The following is an 18,886-nucleotide window of genomic DNA, read 5'->3' on the forward strand; positions in this document are numbered from 1 at the left end:
GTTGGGCGAGATGAATTTATGTCGGGGTACGCCACAGTGCCTGCAAGCCATCAAGCAGACCGCCACGCCAGCACAGCGCATCGTGTCCACCTTCCACCGGCTGGTAATCAACCTGATAACCGGCGGCTTGTAACTTCTGTTGTAGTTGCTGATTCGCCTGCAAAATCAGGCCTTCACGGTTGCCTGCTTCCAGCCAGAAGCGCAGCGGCTGGCGCGGTGCCAGACCCTGCTCCAGCTGCTGCAACAGCCAGCCATAGGCGTTTCCGCGCTCCGGCCACCAGAAGGAACCTGACAGGCTAAGCGCATTGCCAAAGCGTTGCGGCCAGTGCAGGGCGGCGTAGACCGACGCCAGGCCACCGAAACTTTGTCCGGCGACCACGGTGCTCGCTGCCTGTTGTTGATGCGGCGCCCACTGGGCGACCTGCGGCAGCAGTTCTTCCTGCAACGCCTGCCAGAACAGGGCATTACAGGGCAATTCGCGGCTGCGATGTTCGCGATCGATGATGTCGATAAACAGATAGACGGCGGCGGGCAGTGCCCCTGCATCGGTGAGTTGTTGCAGCGGGCCGGCAATCGGCATGTTGTGCACCCAGAACTGACCATCAAGCAAAATCGCCAGCGGACGTTGCTGCGGTTCCGCATCCCCGGTGCAGTACAGCCAGACGGTGCGGCTGTTGCCGAGCAGGGCGCTGTCCCAGCGATAGGTTTGCAGGGTGACGGGCGAGGCATTGCCTTCATCAATGGCGCGCCATACCTGCTGATTGGGGGCTTGCGGCAGATGCAGGGGTGAAACGCCCATGCCACGTCCGCCAGACCAGCCGCGCAGCGTATTGAGCGGATCGGGCTGGGCAGTGGGGAATTTGTCGCGCCACCAGTTGCGCAGGGCGTGCATGTCCGCTTCGCCGGAGAAATCGGTGGCATGTTGATCCGGCATCAGGCAGTAGCTGCCGCGCCAGTTGGCTGGCAGGGTGGTTTGCCAGTACCAGACATCGCTATTCGCCACCCGCACCAGCGATTGCGGCGGCCGACGCTGGTGGTGATCGGTGACGCCGGTGACGTTGATCCATACCCGCTGGGTAGATGACTGCGCTTCGCTGCCCTGCGGATCGCGCCAGAAGAAGGTGACCAGACACTGGCCATCGATCTCCTCCTCAATACGGGGGATGCCTTTCCGTTGCTGCTCCTGCCACCAGGCTTCACTGCCGGTTACATCATTTAGCCAGGTCATAGGTGCTGCCAGTCGCCGTTTACATAAGAAAAGTTATACAAAGGTAATAAATAATACTATTGATAATTATTTGCATTTGCAATAGTGTGTTTCCGCTCAAAAAGAGCACGCTCGTTCCGCCTGTCACCTTTCCCCTTGCGGAAGGGATGAGCAACGGATGGCACTGCCAGGTCTGGAACAGGGCGACGATAAGGACAGGGATATTCACACCGGCGCGCCAGTGACCTTTTCTGGCAATCCAGGAACGAAAAAATGACAAAATATTCGCGTTTATCATTAGCTATTCTGATTGAACTGGGATTACTCTCAGGCAGTGCCTGGGCAGCAGAAACCTCCAGCACGACGACTTCCAACACAGACGCCAATTCCCAGAACGGCGGCACCATGATGGTGACCGCCCAGCAGCAGACGCTGCAAGCTCCCGGTGTTTCCACCATTACCGCTGATGAAATCAAAAAGCATCCGCCAGCGCGCGATGTGTCCGAAATCATCCGCACTATGCCGGGCGTTAACCTGACCGGTAACTCCACCAGCGGCCAGCGCGGCAACAATCGCCAGATCGATATTCGTGGTATGGGTCCGGAAAATACCCTGATCATGGTTGATGGTATGCCGATCACCAGCCGTAACTCGGTACGTCTTGGCTGGCGTGGTGAGCGTGACACTCGCGGTGATACCAACTGGGTGCCGCCGGAAATGATCGACCATATTGACGTGATTCGTGGTCCGGCTGCGGTGCGCTACGGCAACGGCGCGGCGGGCGGCGTGGTGAATATCATCACCAAAAAATATAACGATCAGCAGTGGCATGGTTCCTGGAACACCTATTTCAACGCACCGGAACACAAGGAAGAAGGGGCGACCAAGCGCACCAACTTCAGTCTTGAAGGGCCGCTGGGCGATGATTTTAATTTCCGCTTGTACGGCGGCTTAGCCAAAACCCAGGCCGACGCTTACGATATCAACGAAGGTCATGCGGCACCGCGTACCGGTACCTATGCCGGCAGCTATCCGTCTGGACGCGAAGGCTCAGTCAATAAAGATATCAATGCGTTGCTGAGCTGGACCTTTGCACCGATGCAGACCCTCGAGTTGCAGGGTGGCTATAGCCGTCAGGGCAACCTGTATGCCGGCGATACCCAGAACACCAACACCAGCGCGTTGGTGAAAAGCCTGTATGGTGATGAAACCAACCGTCTGTATCGCCAGAATATCTCGCTGAAGTGGACGGGTGCCTGGGACAACGGCGTCAGCACCAATAGCTACGCGCGCTACGAGAAAACCCGTAACACCCGTATCAATGAAGGTCTGGCAGGCGGTACTGAAGGTATCTTCTCCAACGATGGTTTTAACACCATCCAGCTGGACGACATCCTGCTGCACAGTGAAGTCAGCATTCCGTTTGAGTGGCTGATTAACCAGACCGCAACGCTGGGTACCGAATGGAACCAGCAGAGCATGAAGGACCCTTCATCTACCACGCAGGCGGCAAACTACGGCAACGTGCCGGGCATCTCGAACACCGGGCGTAGTCCGTATTCACAGGCTGAGATCTTCTCGCTGTTCGCCGAAGACAACATGGAGGTGACTGACAGCACCATGTTGACGCCGAGCCTGCGTTTCGATCATCACTCGATTGTCGGCAACAACTGGAGCCCGTCACTGAACCTGTCGCAAGGATTGGGTGACGACTTCACGCTGAAGATGGGTATCGGTCGTGCTTATAAAGCACCAAGCCTGTATCAGACCAACCCGAACTACCTGCTGTACAGCAACGGCCAGGGTTGTGCCGACAGCGCCGGTGCCTGCTATCTTCAGGGTAACAAAGACCTGAAAGCAGAAAACAGCATCAACAAGGAAGTGGGACTGGAGTGGAAACACGAAGGTTATCAGGCCGGTCTGACCTGGTTCCGCAACGATTATCGCAACAAGATCGAAGCAGGCTATGTCCCGACGGGCACCGCATCAAACGGCACCACGGATATCTATAAGTGGGAAAACGTACCGAAAGCCGTGGTGGAAGGGCTGGAAGGGACCGTCAATGTGCCGTTCTCTGACACCGTGATGTGGAATAACAACTTCACTTACATGTTGCAGAGCAAGAACAAAGAGACTGGCGATCGTCTGTCGATCATCCCGGAATATACGCTGAACTCGACGCTGAGCTGGCAGGCCACAGAGGATCTCTCTTTGCAGACCACCCTGACCTGGTACGGCACCCAGACGCCGAAGAAGTATGACTACAAAGGCCAGCCAGTAACCGGCACTGCGACCGATAAAGTCAGCCCTTACTCAATCATTGGGATGAGCGGCACTTACGAGGTCACTAAGTACGCCAGCGTTACTCTGGGCATCGACAACCTGTTCGATAAACGCCACTTCCGTGAAGGTAATGCCCAGACCACCGGCAACGCCACCACCGGCGCTTATCTGTACGGTGCGGGTGCTAACACCTACAACGAATCAGGCCGTACTTACTATATGAGCCTCAATACTCACTTCTAATTGAGGTGATGAGGTAAACGGCAGCGGGCAATCAGCCCGCTGCCATCTTCCCGGTTAATCAACTCCAGACTTCCGCGATGCATCTGTACGATGCGCAGCACGATATTCAACCCTAAACCACTGCCGCCGTAGCGCTGATCGCGACGCCGGAATGCTTTGGTTAACTCTTCCGCCGCACTGGCTTCAATCCCCGGCCCCTGATCCCACACTTCCAGGATTACCTGCTGCTGCTCCTGACGTAAAAACACCTTCACTTCACTGCCTTCCGGGCTGTAGCGCGAGGCATTTTCCAGCAGGTTGCGCAGCATCAGACGCAGTAAAACCGCTTCGCCCTGTTGTGGAACATCCTCACCCTGCGGCCAGCGCAATTGCTGCTGGCGCTGGTCGTAAAGCTCGGCCATCTCCGGATGGAGCGGCTGCATGATGTCGCGCAGCCAGTGCAACTGCTGGTAATGACCGCTCGCCAGCGCCTGACCGGCGCGCGACAGCATCAGCAGCTGTTCGACGGTGTGCATCAGTTGATCGATACGCGCCACCAGCATTTCGCTTTGCGGCACGTTCTGCTGTTGCAGCAGCTCCAGATGCAGACGCAATCCGGCGAGCGGCGTGCGTAACTCGTGGGCGGCATCGGCGGTGAACAGACGCTCCTGTTGCAGGGTGTGGTCGAGGCGCAACAGCAGCTGGTTAATCGAGGTGGTGACCGCCACGACCTCTTCCATGTCGGAGTTGAGTGGCAACGGCGTCAGGTTATCGGCAGAGCGGTGGGCGAGGCTGTTTTGCAGCGACTTTAACGGGCGGATAATCCAGTTGATGGCCCAGAAGGAGAACAGCAGCGTCAGGCACACCATCACCAGCGAGGGCAGCAGCAGCGAGGCGATGGCTTCGCGGATCTCATTTTCAACGTGATCGTTGCGCGCTTTGGCGGAGAGGGTTTCATTCACCAGAAAACCAATCTGCTCGCGGCTTTCATGCCATAACCAGATGGCGCTCATCACCTGGCAGGTGAGCAGAATCAGCGCCAGCATGATCAGTAAGCGCTGGCGCATACTGTTCATTCGCGCACTTCCAGCCGGTAACCGACGCCACGCACGGTTTTGATGCGATCCTTGCCGAGTTTGCGGCGCAGATTGTGAATATGCACTTCCAGGGTGTTCGATCCGGGATCGTCGTTCCAGCTGTAGAGATCCTGTTGCAGCGTTTCGCGATGCACATTCTGCCCGACCCGCATCAGCAGACGAGTCAGCAACGCGAACTCTTTCGGCGTGATTTCCAGCGGCTGGTTTTCCAGCAGCACCTGCTGAGAACTGAGGTTGAGGGTGAGGTCGCCCTGCTGCAACAGATTATCGCTATGGCCCTGATAGCGGCGAATCAGGGCGCGCACGCGCGCCTGCAACTCAACCAGCGCAAAGGGTTTCACCAGATAATCATCGGCACCGGCATCCAGCCCGTCGACCCGATCCTCCAGCGCATCACGCGCAGTGAGGATCAGCACCGGGACATTGATGCCGTCGCGCCGCCACTGACGCAGCAGCGCCGCGCCGTCCCGATCCGGCAGGCCGAGATCCAGCACGATCAGGCTGTACTGGCCGCTGCGCAGCAGCGCGTTGCTCTCGGCAGCGCTGGCGGCACAGTCCACGGCGTAACCCTGGGCGCTCAGTGCCTGGGCCAGGCCCGATTGCAGCAGCGCATCATCCTCAACGATTAACAGTTTCATCAGTTGTTCTGGTAAATGTCCTTGTAGAGGCGGCTTTCGAAACGCACCAGCGGAATGCGGCGCGTTTTCTGATCTTCCGGGGGAACCGCATAACCGGAAAGATACTGCACAAAGGCCACGCGTGCGCCACTGGAGGTGGTGATAAATCCTGCCAGATTATATACGCCCTGCAATGAGCCGGTTTTCGCCGAGACTTTGCCATCCAGCCCCGCTTCATGCAGGCCGCCACGATATTGTAGCGTGCCGTTATAGCCCGCCAGCGGCAGCATCGAGATGTAATCCAGCGTCGAATCGTTTTTCGCGATGTACTGCAACACCTGCATCATGGTGTCTGGCGCGATCAAATCATGACGCGACAGGCCGGAGCCGTCCACCTGAATGCTGTTGCCGAGATCGACGCCCGCTTTTTCGCGCAGAATACGACGCACGGCATCAGACCCGGCGCGGAAGGTGCCCGGTACGTTGAAGTAATGATGGCCGATAGTACGGAACACGGTGTCGGCAATCATGTTGTCCGATTTCTTCAGCATGGTGTGCAGCAGATCATGCAGCGGCGCGGATTGCGTGGAGGCCAGCACCGTGCCCGGCGATGTCACCTGCGTCTGGCGGACCAGATGGCCGCTGTAATCAATATCAGCCGCGCGCAGTTCATCCTTGAGGATTTCGCCCGCCCAGGCGGCGCCATCCTGTACCGCAAAAGCCAGCGGCAGCGGTTCGGCGCGCTGGCGCATACAACCGGTCAGCGTATAGCGATTCAGTTCACCCGGCACCACATCCAGCTCGCAATATTGTCCGTCGCCGCTGTTGCGGCCAAGGGTACGCACCTGGCTGAACATATGCGCCGGATAATAGGAGGCGATACGAATAAAGGCGTTATCACCGGGGGTGTTGGCGCTGTAGAGCGACACCGAGAAACAGTTTTTATCCACGATGGCGGCACCTGGCGGGGCACTGAAGCACTGCGTCAGGTCATTCCATGGCCAGCCTGGCGCCATATCGTGGCTGGCGAACACCGAGGTGTCGATCACCAGGTTGCCTTTGATATGGGTGATGCCCTGCTTTTTCAGGGAGGCGACCATATTGCGCAGATCCTGGCGGCCCAGGGTGGGATCACCCGCAAAACGCGCCACCAGATCGCCATTCAGCGTGCCATCGCTGACTGCGCCTTTGGTCTCCAGCGTGGTCTGAAAGCGGAAGTCAGGGCCAAGTTCCAGCAGGGCTGCCAGCGCCGTCACCACTTTCATGGTACTGGCGGGGAGCGCCATCTGTTTGCCGTGAAAGTCGATTATCGGGGTTGATGCGCCCACTTTTTGTACCAGCAGCGCCAGGTTTGCGCCGTCTGGCAGATACTGCATGTATTCCTCTACGGGGGCTGCTTGTGCCTGCAGCATAAACGCACAGGTTAATCCGGTAACAAGTCGTGAAAATCGCATAATCTCGCGTTAACTGACGGGTGAGGGCGTCAATACTACGTCCCCGGACGGTGCAAAGTAAACGATGACCCACAGGGAACTCTGGGGTAAAATACGTATCAAAATGCAAAACCAATCCTGACCCGGAACGCTTTCCGGGTCAGGATTCTTTTGCTTGTGAAATGAGGTAACGCGCCGCAGAAGCTGTTTTCTGCTGTCACCGGTCAGGATGACGCCGTTAACCAGGAAAGATGACGAGGAGCCAAAATGAATCAGATTCCGATGACGTTGAAAGGCGCTGAAAAGCTGCGCGAGGAGCTGAACGAACTGAAAACCGTTAAGCGTCCGCGCATCATCGCCTCTATCGCCGAAGCCCGTGAGCACGGCGATCTGAAAGAGAATGCCGAATACCATGCGGCCCGCGAGGAACAGGGTTTCTGCGAGGGACGTATTCAGGAGATCGAAGCTAAGCTCTCCAATGCACAAATCATTGATATTACGCAGATGCCGAAAACCGGTCGGGTGATTTTTGGTGCGACCGTGCAGGTGCTGAACGTCGATACCGACGAAGAATCAACCTACCGTATCGTGGGCGATGACGAAGCCGATTTTAAACAGAATCTGATTTCAGTGAATTCGCCGATGGCGCGTGGCCTGGTGGGTAAAGAAGCGGATGATGTCGCCATCATCAAAACCCCTGGCGGTGATGTGGAATATGAGATCCTGAAGGTGGAATACCTTTAAGATATTGCATCGCTTTGAAATGCGTTGCTGCATATTGTAAAGAAAGGAAAAAGGCCGCATAGCGGCCTTTTATCCCATGCAGGAGCATGTCACTTTCTTTGCCCGGCTCGGCCAGAAGCCTTTATGAACGAGGCAGAGAAATTTTACGCTCCTTTGCAGGACGATACAGCACCAGCGTTTTGCCGATGACCTGTACGTTGCACGCTTTAGTTTCGCGGACGATAGCCTCAACGATCAGCAGCTTGGTTTCACGATCTTCCGAGGCAATTTTCACCTTGATCAATTCGTGATGTTCGAGCGCCTGTTCGATCTCGGCGAGCACGCCTTCAGTCAGGCCGTTACCACCCAGCATAACAACGGGTTTCAGCGGATGGGCGAGGCCTTTCAGGTGCTGTTTTTGTTTGGTACTCAGATTCATCGTATTTTTTTGCTTACTTAGGGATTGAAAACGGTTCATTCTACCGCCATCTCGGGTATATCGCCAAATCAACGCACCAACTGCGTGCTGATTTATCGCTACGATGACGATTTAATTGGAAAAATTATGACGGGTAAAAAGCGTTCGGCCAGTTCCAGTCGCTGGCTTCAGGAACACTTTAGCGATAAATATGTGCTCCAGGCACAGAAAAAAGGGTTGCGTTCGCGCGCCTGGTTTAAACTTGAGGAAATACAGCAGGGTGACAAGCTTTTCAAACCCGGTATGACAGTGGTAGATCTGGGTGCTGCACCCGGTGGCTGGTCGCAATATGTGGTACAACTGATTGGCTCGGGTGGCCGTATTATTGCCTGTGACCTGCTGCCAATGGACCCGATTGTCGGTGTTGATTTTCTGCAAGGCGATTTTCGTGACGAAGCAGTTTTGAAGACGCTACTGGAACGCGTTGGTGACGAAAAAGTGCAGGTGGTCATGTCGGACATGGCGCCCAACATGAGTGGTACACCCGCAGTTGATATTCCACGTTCGATGTATTTGGTAGAATTGGCGCTCGAAATGTGTCGGGATATCCTGGCCCCAGGCGGCAGTTTTGTGGTGAAAGTGTTTCAGGGAGATGGCTTCGATGAATACCTGCGGGAAATTCGCTCCCTGTTTACGAAAGTGAAAATTCGTAAGCCGGATGCTTCGCGCTCACGTTCGCGCGAAGTGTACATTGTGGCGACAGGGCGCAAACTATAACCAGACGTACAGGAATCAAAGCAAGGCGACAAATGCGTTTACACCGATGAGAATTCTGAGATTCAGGGTAAACAAGCAAAATCATCAGCGCCGCGATTCCAGGTATGAAGGATATATAGTACCCTACGCTGTCTGTTAACACCGTTGTAATATGAGGTTAATCCCTTGAGTGACATGGCGAAAAACCTGATTCTCTGGTTAGTCATCGCGGTCGTGCTGATGTCAGTATTCCAGAGCTTTGGGCCCAGCGAGTCGAATGGCCGTAGGGTTGATTATTCAACCTTCCTGTCGGAAGTGAACCAGGATCAGGTCCGCGAGGCACGTATTAACGGGCGTGAGATTAACGTTACCAAAAAAGACAGTAATAAATACACGACCTATATTCCTGTCAACGATCCCAAGTTACTCGATAACCTGTTGACCAAAAACGTCAAAGTCGTCGGTGAACCGCCGGAAGAACCGAGCCTGCTGGCGTCGATCTTCATCTCCTGGTTCCCGATGCTACTGCTGATTGGCGTATGGATCTTCTTTATGCGTCAGATGCAAGGCGGCGGCGGGAAGGGCGCGATGTCCTTCGGCAAGAGCAAGGCGCGTATGCTGACCGAAGACCAGATCAAAACCACCTTTGCTGATGTGGCCGGTTGTGACGAGGCCAAAGAGGAAGTGGGTGAGCTGGTAGAGTATCTGCGTGAACCGAGTCGTTTCCAGAAGCTGGGCGGTAAGATCCCGAAAGGCGTACTGATGGTGGGTCCGCCGGGTACCGGTAAAACCCTGCTGGCGAAAGCGATCGCCGGTGAAGCGAAAGTGCCTTTCTTTACTATCTCCGGTTCTGACTTCGTTGAAATGTTCGTGGGTGTGGGTGCATCTCGTGTGCGTGACATGTTCGAACAAGCGAAAAAAGCGGCTCCGTGCATCATCTTTATCGATGAAATCGATGCGGTGGGTCGTCAGCGTGGCGCCGGTTTAGGCGGTGGTCACGATGAACGTGAACAGACGCTGAACCAGATGCTGGTTGAGATGGATGGTTTTGAAGGCAACGAAGGCATTATCGTTATCGCTGCAACTAACCGTCCTGATGTACTTGACCCTGCGCTGCTGCGTCCAGGCCGTTTTGACCGCCAGGTTGTGGTTGGTCTGCCGGACGTTCGTGGTCGTGAGCAGATCCTCAAAGTGCATATGCGTCGCGTGCCGCTGGCAACCGACATTGATGCCGCCATTATCGCACGTGGTACGCCGGGCTTCTCCGGTGCTGACCTGGCGAACCTGGTGAACGAAGCTGCGCTGTTTGCTGCACGTTCTAACAAGCGCGTCGTATCAATGGTTGAGTTCGAGAAAGCTAAAGACAAAATCATGATGGGTGCGGAACGTCGCTCCATGGTGATGACTGAAGCGCAGAAAGAATCGACCGCTTACCACGAAGCAGGCCACGCGATTATTGGTCGTCTGGTGCCGGAACACGATCCGGTGCATAAAGTGACCATCATTCCGCGCGGTCGCGCGCTGGGTGTGACCTTCTTCCTGCCGGAAGGCGATGCTATCAGCGCCAGCCGTCAGAAACTGGAAAGCCAGATTTCTACCCTGTACGGCGGTCGTCTGGCCGAAGAGATCATCTACGGCGTTGAGCACGTATCGACGGGCGCATCTAACGACATCAAAGTGGCCACTAACCTGGCGCGCAACATGGTGACACAATGGGGCTTCTCCGAGAAACTCGGTCCGCTGCTGTACGCAGAGGAAGAGGGTGAAGTGTTCCTGGGCCGTTCTGTCGCGAAAGCCAAGCACATGTCTGATGAAACGGCGCGTATTATCGACCAGGAAGTTAAGCACCTGATCGACAGCAACTATCAGCGTGCACGCCGCATTCTGGGTGAGAACATGGACATCCTTCACGCGATGAAAGACGCGCTGATGAAGTATGAAACCATCGATGCACCGCAGATTGACGACCTGATGGCGCGTCGCGAAGTACGTCCGCCAGCTGGCTGGGAAGACCCAGGCAGCAACAACTCTGACAGCAACGGTTCGCCGAAGGCGCCACGTCCGGTTGATGAACCGCGTACGCCGAATCCTGGCAACACCATGTCGGAGCAGTTCGACAAATAAGAGGCGCAAATCCTCAACAAAAACCCCGGCCGGTCCGGGGTTTTTTACATCCCGCAGTTAAGTGATTCCTCAAGGAGATTCTCACCATGAAGTTGTACGCCCGTGATTCCCATCTCGATCTGTCGTTTCCCCATGTGATGGGTATTTTGAATGTCACGCCGGACTCCTTCTCCGATGGTGGTAAGCATAACTCGCTGGTGGATGCGCTGACGCACACCAATGAGATGGTCAACGCAGGCGCGACCATCATTGATATCGGTGGCGAATCAACGCGTCCTGGTGCGGATGAAGTGAGCGTTGAAGAGGAACTGGCACGCGTCATCCCGGTTGTTGCAGCTATCGCTCAGCGTTTCGAAGTGTGGATTTCCGTGGATACCTCAAAAGCTGAAGTGATCCGGGAAGCGGGGCGAGTGGGCGCTCACATCATCAATGATATTCGTTCGTTGTCGGAGCCTGGCGCGTTACAGGCGGCAGCGGAAACCGGTCTGCCGGTGTGTCTGATGCATATGCAGGGCGAACCGCGCACCATGCAGCAGGCACCGCAGTATCAAAACATCATCAGCGAAGTGGACACTTACTTCACTGAACAGATTGCCCGTTGCGAGGCGGCGGGGATTAAAAAAGAGAATCTGCTGCTCGACCCAGGCTTCGGTTTCGGTAAGAATCTCAGCCACAACTATGAACTGCTGGCTGATCTCAGCCATTTTCACCACTTCGGCCTGCCGTTGCTGGTGGGAATGTCGCGTAAATCGATGATTGGTCAGTTGCTGAATGTCGGTCCGGCACAGCGTCTGACCGGCAGCCTGACCTGTGCGGTAATCGCCGCCATGCAGGGCGCACACATTATTCGCGTGCATGACGTGAAAGAAACCGTTGAGGCGATGCGCGTCGTTGAAGCGACACGGAGAGCAAAAGGATAAAAAGGCATGAGTGATCGTAAATATTTCGGTACAGATGGTATTCGCGGCAAAGTGGGTGAAGCGCCAATCACCCCCGATTTCGTCCTGAAACTGGGCTGGGCGGCAGGCAAAGTGCTGGCGCGTCACGGTTCGAAGAAAGTGCTGATTGGCAAAGATACGCGTATTTCAGGCTACATGCTGGAATCAGCACTGGAAGCTGGCCTGGCGGCTGCGGGGCTGTCTGCGGCTTTCACCGGCCCGATGCCAACCCCGGCGATTGCCTATCTGACGCGTACCTTCCGTGCCGAAGCGGGCATCGTGATTTCCGCCTCGCACAATCCGTTCGACGACAACGGCATCAAGTTTTTCTCCGCGGAAGGCACCAAATTGCCGGACGAAGTCGAAGAAGCGATTGAGCTGGAGATGGAAAAACCAATCACCTGCGTGGAATCGGCCGAACTGGGCCGCGCCAGCCGGATTGTCGATGCGGCGGGCCGTTACATCGAATTTTGCAAAGGCACCTTCCCCAGCGAGCTGAGCCTGAACGGGTTAAAAATCGTGGTGGATTGCGCTAACGGCGCCACTTACCACATCGCGCCTAACGTGCTGCGCGAACTCGGCGCGACGGTGATTGCTATCGCCACGCAGCCTGATGGCATGAACATCAATAAAGAGTGCGGCGCAACCGACCTGAGAATGCTGCAACAGCGTGTGCTGGAGGAGAAGGCTGACCTGGGTCTGGCTTACGACGGCGATGGCGACCGCATCATGATGGTCGACCATTTGGGGAGTAAGGTCGATGGCGATCAGATTCTCTACATCATTGCGCGTGAAGGCCTGCGTCAGGGGCAGCTGCGCGGTGGCGTTGTTGGCACGCTGATGAGCAATATGGGCCTGGAACTGGCGCTGAAGCAGCTTGGCATCCCGTTTACCCGCGCCAAAGTGGGCGACCGCTACGTGCTGGAGAAAATGAAGGAGAAGGGCTGGCGTCTGGGGGCGGAAAACTCCGGCCATGTCATTCTGCTGGACAAAACCACCACCGGCGACGGCATCGTGGCAAGTTTGCAAGTGCTCACTGCTATTGTACGCAACCATATGAGCCTGCACGATTTGTGTAGCGGCATGAAGATGCTGCCCCAGGTGCTGGTCAATGTACGCTTTAGCGGCAGCCATGATCCTTTGCAGAGTGAGGCGGTCAAAGCAGCCAGCGCTGAGGTGGAAAAAACGCTGGCGGGCCGTGGCCGTGTGCTGCTGCGCAAATCCGGTACTGAGCCGCTGATTCGTGTGATGGTGGAGGGCGAAGATGAAGCCCAGGTCACCGCGCTGGCGCATAAAATTGCTGACGCGGTGAAGGCGGTTTAAGCCTGTTACAGGCGGCAAGAAATTTCTCTTTCCGCCTGTAAAATCACCACGATGGCGCTTTTTTCCGCAATCGGTGAGGTTGGTGAAAATTGCACTTGCAGAGGTATGCGCCATTGGTTAGTATTCACACCCGCTTCTGATGGGTGATGACGAGACTCCCCATCGATACTGGTTGAAGCTTTAACTGTGCGGATTACGCGCAAGGAAACAGGTTGATTATGTACGAAGCTCTTTTGGTAGTTTTCCTTATTGTGGCACTGGGCCTTGTAGGTCTGATCATGCTGCAACAAGGTAAAGGCGCTGATATGGGAGCATCATTTGGTGCAGGCGCTTCTGCGACGCTGTTTGGTTCTACCGGGTCTGGTAACTTTATGACTCGCATGACCGCAGTGCTGGCAACGCTGTTCTTCATCATCAGTCTGATTCTGGGTAATCTGAACACGAATAAAACTTCCAAAGGAAGCGAGTGGGAAAATCTGACTGCGCCGGCGAAATCTGAACAGACTCAGCCAGCAAAACCGGCAACCCCGGGCAACGATATCCCGCAGTAAAGTAGTAAGATCGTCAACGCTTGCAGTGCGACATAGTAGCGTCGCAGTCAGTGAAGTGCCGAGGTGGTGGAATTGGTAGACACGCTACCTTGAGGTGGTAGTGCCCGATTGGGCTTACGGGTTCAAGTCCCGTCCTCGGTACCAAATCTCAGTATGACTTGCATTTAATGCATGTTCGGCGTAACATTCGCCACGTTTTCGGACGCGGGGTGGAGCAGCCTGGTAGCTCGTCGGGCTCATAACCCGAAGGTCGTCGGTTCAAATCCGGCCCCCGCAACCACTTTCCCTTAGAGTTCTTTTTCAAATATACTGTATGCATCGACGGACGCATCCTCAGTGGATTTTGAGAAAAAATTCTTCTGGATTGTGCTCCGAGCCGCATCGCGGCGTACAGGGTCCAGTCACAAAAAGCCCCGAATTTTCGGGGTTTTTTGTTATCAGGAAATCGAAACACTGGGCTATAGGCCCTTTTTTTATGTCTTGGGGGTGGGCTTGTCCACATTAGAGCAAAAATTGACAGAGTTGATCTCTGCTCCGGTAGAAGCGCTTGGCTACGAATTGGTCGGTATCGAGTTCGTTCGTGGTCGCACATCAACCTTGCGGATCTATATTGATAGTGAAGACGGTATCAATGTTGATGATTGCGCCGATGTCAGCCACCAGGTCAGCGCTGTGATGGATGTGGAAGATCCCATCACGGTCGCTTACAACCTTGAAGTTTCCTCACCGGGTCTCGACCGTCCTCTTTTCACTGCTGAACACTACAATCGTTTCGCGGGTGAAGAGGTGAGCCTGGTACTGCGCATGGCCGTACAGAACCGCCGCAAATGGCAGGGCATCATTAAGTCTGTCGAAGGCGAAATGATCACGGTAAACGTTGAGGGTAACGATGAAGTGTTCGCGCTGAGCAACATTCAGAAAGCGAACCTGGTCCCCCACTTTTAAAAGTCCGGATTGAGGCTAACCAGGATGAACAAAGAGATCTTAGCTGTAGTAGAAGCCGTTTCTAACGAAAAAGCCCTGCCGCGTGAGAAAATCTTCGAGGCGCTGGAGAGCGCTTTGGCCACTGCGACCAAGAAGAAGTATGAGCAGGAAATCGACGTACGTGTCAGCATTGACCGTAAAAGTGGCGATTTCGATACTTTCCGTCGCTGGCAGATTGTCGACGAAGTAACGCAGCCGACTCGCGAGATCACGCTGGAAGCAGCCCGCTACGAAGATGAAGCATTCAATCTGGGCGAATATGTTGAAGATCAGATTGAATCGGTCACCTTTGACCGTATCACCACTCAAACCGCGAAGCAGGTTATCGTGCAGAAAGTGCGTGAAGCTGAGCGCGCGATGGTGGTGGATCAGTTCCGCGAGCAGGAAGGCGACATCATCACTGGCGTGGTGAAGAAAGTGAACCGCGACAACATCACGCTGGACCTCGGCAGCAATGCTGAAGCCGTTATCGTGCGTGAAGATATGCTGCCGCGTGAAAACTTCCGCCCAGGCGACCGTATTCGCGGCGTGCTGTATGCCGTCCGCCCGGAAGCGCGTGGCGCGCAGCTGTTCGTTACCCGTTCTAAACCGGAAATGCTGATCGAACTGTTCCGCATTGAAGTACCGGAAATTGGCGAAGAAGTTATCGAGATCAAAGCAGCCGCTCGTGATCCTGGCTCTCGCGCTAAAATCGCGGTGAAAACCAATGACAAACGTATCGATCCGGTGGGCGCCTGCGTAGGTATGCGCGGTGCACGCGTTCAGGCCGTTTCCAGCGAACTGGGCGGCGAACGTATCGATATCGTGCTGTGGGACGACAACCCGGCACAGTTCGTGATTAACGCCATGGCCCCGGCTGATGTGGCGTCAATTGTGGTGGATGAAGATAATCACACCATGGATATCGCTGTTGAAGCTGGCAATCTGGCTCAGGCGATCGGCCGTAACGGCCAAAACGTGCGTCTGGCTTCCCAGCTGAGCGGTTGGGAACTGAACGTAATGACCGTCGATGACCTGCAAGCCAAACATCAGGCTGAGGCCCACGCGGCCATCGATATGTTCACCAAACATCTCGACATCGACGAAGAGTTCGCCACCGTACTGGTGGAAGAGGGCTTCTCTTCTTTGGAAGAGTTGGCATATGTACCGATCAACGAGCTGCTGGAAGTTGATGGTCTGGATGAAGACACGGTAGAAGCCCTGCGTGAACGAGCAAAAAATGCGTTAACTACCCTGGCACTGGCGAAAGAAGAGAGCCGTGGCAATCAGGAACCTGCTGAGGATCTTCTGAATCTCGACGGTCTGGATCGTGCTATGGCTTACCGCCTGGCGGCGATCGGCGTTTGCACGCTGGAAGATCTTGCCGAGCAAGGTGTCGACGACCTGACAGATATCGAAGGGCTGGATGATGAGAAAGCCGGCGCGCTAATCATGGCCGCGCGTAATATCTGCTGGTTCGGCGATGACGCATAATTACAGGAAGGAACAGCATGACAGATGTAACCGTAAAATCGCTGGCCGCCGAAATTCAGACTCCGGTAGATCGCCTGGTACAGCAATTTGCTGATGCGGGGATCCGTAAGTCTGAGGACGACGCGGTAACCCAGCAAGAGAAAGAGACCCTACTGTCCCACCTGAATCGTGAACATGGTCAGGCCGGATCGAGCAAACTGACGCTGCAACGTAAAACCCGCAGCACCTTGAATATTCCAGGCACCGGGGGTAAAAGTAAGTCGGTGCAAATTGAAGTCCGCAAAAAGCGTACCTATGTGAAAGGGGATGCGGAAGCTGAGCAACAGGCTCAGGCTGAAGCAGAAGCCGAGGCGCAGCGTGAAGCGGAAGAGAAGGCGCGTCGCGAGGCTGAAGAGAAAGCCCATCGCGAAGCTGAACAGAAAGCGCAACGTGAAGCCGAAGAAAAAGCCAAGCGCGAAGCCGCTGACAAGGCGAAGCGTGAAGCAGCGGAAAATGAGAAAGTGACTAATCAACCAACCGACGAAATGACCAAGGCTACGCAATCTGACAAAGCCCGTCGTGAAGCTGAAGCCGCAGAACTGAAGCGTAAAGCTGAAGAAGAAGCACGCCGTAAACTCGAAGAGAACGCGCGCCGTGTGGCCGAAGAAGCCCGCCGTCTGGCAGAAGAAAAATCTGCCGAGTGGGAAAAACCCGACGTAGAAGACACCAGCGACTACCACGTAACGACCTCAACCCATGCCCGTCAGGCAGAAGATGAGAACGACCGTGAAGTTGAAGGTGGTCGTAGCCGTACCCGTACCACTAAAGCCGCGCGTCCTGCCAAGAAAGGCAACAAGCATTCTGAAGCCAAAACTGACCGTGAAGAAGCGCGTGCCGCTATTCGTGGTGGTAAAGGCGGTAAGCATCGCAAACCAAGCTCCCTGCAGCAGGGCTTTAACAAGCCAGCCCAGGCAGTGAACCGCGATGTTATTATCGGTGAAACCATCACTGTTTCAGAACTGGCTAACAAAATGGCTGTGAAAGGTTCCCTGGTCATCAAAGCGATGATGAAAATGGGCGCCATGGCGACCATTAACCAGGTTATCGATCAGGAAACAGCACAGCTGGTCGCGGAAGAGATGGGTCACAAAGTGATCCTGCGCCGTGAGAATGAGCTGGAAGAAGCGGTGATGGACGATCGTGATACCGATGCTGCGCAGGAAAGCCGCGCACCGGTAGTGACCATCATGGGTCACGTTGACCACGGTAAAACTTCACTGCTGGACTACATCCGTTCAACTAAAGTCGCTTCTGGCGAGGCCGGTGGTATTACCCAGCACATCGGTGCATACCACGTTGAAACTGACAACGGCATGATCACCTTCCTGGATACCCCGGGCCACGCCGCGTTTACCGCGATGCGTGCGCGTGGTGCGCAGGCAACGGATATCGTTATCCTGGTCGTTGCAGCAGACGATGGCGTAATGCCACAGACCATCGAAGCGATCCAGCATGCGAAAGCGGCGAAAGTGCCGGTTGTCGTTGCTGTGAACAAAATCGATAAACCTGAAGCCGATCCGGATCGCGTTAAGAACGAGCTGACGCAGTACGGCATCATCCCGGAAGAGTGGGGCGGCGAGAACATGTTCGTCAACGTCTCTGCGAAAGCCGGTACCGGTATTGATGACCTGCTGAATGCGATTCTGCTGCAGGCGGAAGTGCTGGAACTGACCGCTATCCGTGAAGGTATGGCGAGCGGCGTGGTGATTGAATCGTTCCTCGACAAAGGTCGTGGTCCGGTTGCCACCGTTCTGGTGCGTGAAGGTACCCTGAACAAAGGCGACATCGTGCTGTGCGGCTTCGAGTATGGCCGTGTGCGTGCGATGCGTGACGAGCTGGGTCGTGAAGTCCTGGCTGCGGGTCCGTCCATTCCTGTGGAAATCCTCGGCCTGTCGGGCGTACCGGCTGCCGGTGACGAAGCCACCGTGGTCCGCGACGAGAAGAAAGCGCGTGAAGTCGCGCTGTATCGTCAGGGTAAATTCCGCGAAGTGAAACTGGCGCGTCAGCAGAAGTCCAAGCTGGAGAACATGTTCGCCAACATGACCGAAGGCGAAGTGTCCGAGCTGAACATCGTACTGAAATCCGACGTACAGGGTTCTGTGGAAGCGATCTCCGACTCCCTGCTGAAACTCTCCACCGACGAAGTGAAGGTGAAGATTATCGGTTCGGGCGTAGGTGGTATCACCGAAACCGACGCCACGCTGGCAGCAGCGTCCAACGCGATTATCCTTGGCTTCAACGTGCGTGCTGATGCTTCTGCTCGTCGCGTTATCGAAGCGGAAAGCGTCGACCTGCGTTACTACTCCGTCATCTATAACCTGATCGACGAAGTAAAAGCGGCGATGAGCGGTATGCTGGCTCCGGAATACAAACAGCAGATCATCGGTCTGGCTGAAGTTCGTGATGTGTTCAAATCACCGAAATTCGGTGCGATCGCGGGCTGTATGGTTACCGAAGGCAACATCAAACGTCACAACCCGATCCGCGTTCTGCGCGACAACGTTGTTATCTATGAAGGCGAGCTGGAATCCCTGCGTCGCTTCAAAGACGATGTCAACGAAGTGCGTAACGGCATGGAGTGTGGTATCGGCGTGAAGAACTACAACGACGTTCGTGTCGGCGACATGATCGAAGTCTTTGAAGTGATTGAAGTTAAACGCACCATCGATTGATCATCATCTGATGTGTTGCAATTTGG

General features: G+C 55.2%; 15 protein-coding genes and 2 tRNA genes. 12 read left to right on the top strand and 5 right to left on the bottom strand.

Features of this window, described 5'->3' with window-relative positions:
* Nucleotides 1–16: 16 nt before the first annotated feature.
* Complete coding sequence (gene fes, locus AC6I8V_RS02580; RefSeq protein ID WP_497844381.1) at nt 17–1,228, bottom strand: enterochelin esterase; 1,212 nt, start codon at nt 1,226–1,228, stop codon at nt 17–19.
* A gap of 252 nt (nt 1,229–1,480) precedes the next feature.
* On the opposite strand from fes, the gene AC6I8V_RS02585 reads away from it, so the two are divergent.
* Nucleotides 1,481–3,733, top strand: coding sequence for a TonB-dependent siderophore receptor (locus tag AC6I8V_RS02585; RefSeq protein ID WP_497844382.1), 2,253 nt, complete (start codon nt 1,481–1,483; stop codon nt 3,731–3,733).
* On the opposite strand, the gene pmrB is transcribed toward AC6I8V_RS02585, so the two are convergent.
* The 3 genes from pmrB to dacB are packed head-to-tail and all read right to left on the bottom strand — an operon-like array spanning nt 3,730 to nt 6,880.
* Nucleotides 3,730–4,788, bottom strand: a complete 1,059-nt coding sequence (pmrB, locus tag AC6I8V_RS02590; RefSeq protein WP_497844383.1) for a two-component system sensor histidine kinase PmrB — start codon at nt 4,786–4,788, stop codon at nt 3,730–3,732. The two genes, AC6I8V_RS02585 and pmrB, sit on opposite strands and share 4 nt — an antisense overlap.
* A complete protein-coding gene (gene pmrA, locus AC6I8V_RS02595; RefSeq protein WP_497844384.1) occupies nt 4,785–5,447 on the bottom strand; it encodes a two-component system response regulator PmrA in 663 nt (220 codons plus the stop codon). Before pmrA ends, pmrB begins: the two co-directional genes overlap by 4 nt.
* Nucleotides 5,447–6,880, bottom strand: coding sequence for a serine-type D-Ala-D-Ala carboxypeptidase (dacB, locus tag AC6I8V_RS02600; protein ID WP_497844385.1), 1,434 nt, complete (start codon nt 6,878–6,880; stop codon nt 5,447–5,449). The genes pmrA and dacB overlap by 1 nt, the downstream gene beginning before the upstream one ends.
* Nucleotides 6,881–7,126: 246 nt before the next feature.
* On the opposite strand from dacB, the gene greA reads away from it, so the two are divergent.
* Nucleotides 7,127–7,603 carry a transcription elongation factor GreA gene (greA, locus tag AC6I8V_RS02605; protein ID WP_497844386.1) on the top strand — a complete coding sequence of 159 codons (477 nt, stop codon included), beginning with the start codon at nt 7,127–7,129 and terminating at the stop codon, nt 7,601–7,603.
* 121 nt (nt 7,604–7,724) lie between these two features.
* Here greA and yhbY read toward each other — a convergent pair whose 3' ends face one another.
* Entirely contained in the window at nt 7,725–8,021 is a 297-nt protein-coding gene (yhbY, locus tag AC6I8V_RS02610) for a ribosome assembly RNA-binding protein YhbY (RefSeq protein WP_497845746.1), read from the bottom strand.
* 126 nt (nt 8,022–8,147) lie between these two features.
* On the opposite strand from yhbY, the gene rlmE reads away from it, so the two are divergent.
* The 10 genes from rlmE (at nt 8,148) to infB (ending at nt 18,860) form a co-directional block, all read left to right on the top strand.
* A complete protein-coding gene (gene rlmE, locus AC6I8V_RS02615; RefSeq protein WP_497845747.1) occupies nt 8,148–8,777 on the top strand; it encodes a 23S rRNA (uridine(2552)-2'-O)-methyltransferase RlmE in 630 nt (209 codons plus the stop codon).
* 174 nt (nt 8,778–8,951) lie between these two features.
* Nucleotides 8,952–10,880, top strand: coding sequence for an ATP-dependent zinc metalloprotease FtsH (gene ftsH, locus AC6I8V_RS02620; protein WP_497844387.1), 1,929 nt, complete (start codon nt 8,952–8,954; stop codon nt 10,878–10,880).
* 86 nt (nt 10,881–10,966) lie between these two features.
* The gene (gene folP / locus AC6I8V_RS02625; protein ID WP_497844388.1) at nt 10,967–11,800 is read left to right on the top strand and encodes a dihydropteroate synthase; all 834 of its coding nucleotides are present in this window, start codon (nt 10,967–10,969) and stop codon (nt 11,798–11,800) included.
* 6 nt (nt 11,801–11,806) lie between these two features.
* Nucleotides 11,807–13,141, top strand: a complete 1,335-nt coding sequence (glmM, locus tag AC6I8V_RS02630; RefSeq protein ID WP_497844389.1) for a phosphoglucosamine mutase — start codon at nt 11,807–11,809, stop codon at nt 13,139–13,141.
* A 218-nt stretch (nt 13,142–13,359) separates the two neighbouring features.
* Nucleotides 13,360–13,692 (top strand): preprotein translocase subunit SecG, encoded by a 333-nt coding sequence (gene secG / locus AC6I8V_RS02635; RefSeq protein ID WP_013507698.1) that lies wholly within the window; start codon nt 13,360–13,362, stop codon nt 13,690–13,692.
* Nucleotides 13,693–13,749: 57 nt separating this feature from the next.
* Nucleotides 13,750–13,836: transfer RNA gene (locus AC6I8V_RS02640), tRNA-Leu, on the top strand.
* Between the two features lie 59 nt (nt 13,837–13,895).
* Nucleotides 13,896–13,972 (top strand) — tRNA-Met (locus AC6I8V_RS02645).
* A gap of 212 nt (nt 13,973–14,184) precedes the next feature.
* Entirely contained in the window at nt 14,185–14,637 is a 453-nt protein-coding gene (gene rimP, locus AC6I8V_RS02650) for a ribosome maturation factor RimP (RefSeq protein ID WP_497845748.1), read from the top strand.
* A 24-nt stretch (nt 14,638–14,661) separates the two neighbouring features.
* A complete protein-coding gene (gene nusA, locus AC6I8V_RS02655) occupies nt 14,662–16,149 on the top strand; it encodes a transcription termination factor NusA (RefSeq protein ID WP_497844390.1) in 1,488 nt (495 codons plus the stop codon).
* A 17-nt stretch (nt 16,150–16,166) separates the two neighbouring features.
* Complete coding sequence (gene infB / locus AC6I8V_RS02660; RefSeq protein ID WP_497844391.1) at nt 16,167–18,860, top strand: translation initiation factor IF-2; 2,694 nt, start codon at nt 16,167–16,169, stop codon at nt 18,858–18,860.
* Nucleotides 18,861–18,886 lie beyond the last annotated feature (26 nt).

This window comes from Pantoea sp. X-Soil-TKNS-1207 (assembly GCF_059730485.1).

Excerpts from the sequence above, each read along its gene's own strand:
- fes (WP_497844381.1), bottom strand. The coding sequence starts at position 1,228 with ATGACCTGGCTAAATGATGTAACCGGCAGTGAAGCCTGGTGGCAGGAG.
- AC6I8V_RS02585 (WP_497844382.1), top strand. The coding sequence starts at position 1,481 with ATGACAAAATATTCGCGTTTATCATTAGCTATTCTGATTGAACTGGGA.
- pmrB (WP_497844383.1), bottom strand. The coding sequence starts at position 4,788 with ATGAACAGTATGCGCCAGCGCTTACTGATCATGCTGGCGCTGATTCTG.
- pmrA (WP_497844384.1), bottom strand. The coding sequence starts at position 5,447 with ATGAAACTGTTAATCGTTGAGGATGATGCGCTGCTGCAATCGGGCCTG.
- dacB (WP_497844385.1), bottom strand. The coding sequence starts at position 6,880 with ATGCGATTTTCACGACTTGTTACCGGATTAACCTGTGCGTTTATGCTG.
- greA (WP_497844386.1), top strand. The coding sequence starts at position 7,127 with ATGAATCAGATTCCGATGACGTTGAAAGGCGCTGAAAAGCTGCGCGAG.
- yhbY (WP_497845746.1), bottom strand. The coding sequence starts at position 8,021 with ATGAATCTGAGTACCAAACAAAAACAGCACCTGAAAGGCCTCGCCCAT.
- rlmE (WP_497845747.1), top strand. The coding sequence starts at position 8,148 with ATGACGGGTAAAAAGCGTTCGGCCAGTTCCAGTCGCTGGCTTCAGGAA.
- ftsH (WP_497844387.1), top strand. The coding sequence starts at position 8,952 with ATGGCGAAAAACCTGATTCTCTGGTTAGTCATCGCGGTCGTGCTGATG.
- folP (WP_497844388.1), top strand. The coding sequence starts at position 10,967 with ATGAAGTTGTACGCCCGTGATTCCCATCTCGATCTGTCGTTTCCCCAT.
- glmM (WP_497844389.1), top strand. The coding sequence starts at position 11,807 with ATGAGTGATCGTAAATATTTCGGTACAGATGGTATTCGCGGCAAAGTG.
- secG (WP_013507698.1), top strand. The coding sequence starts at position 13,360 with ATGTACGAAGCTCTTTTGGTAGTTTTCCTTATTGTGGCACTGGGCCTT.
- nusA (WP_497844390.1), top strand. The coding sequence starts at position 14,662 with ATGAACAAAGAGATCTTAGCTGTAGTAGAAGCCGTTTCTAACGAAAAA.
- infB (WP_497844391.1), top strand. The coding sequence starts at position 16,167 with ATGACAGATGTAACCGTAAAATCGCTGGCCGCCGAAATTCAGACTCCG.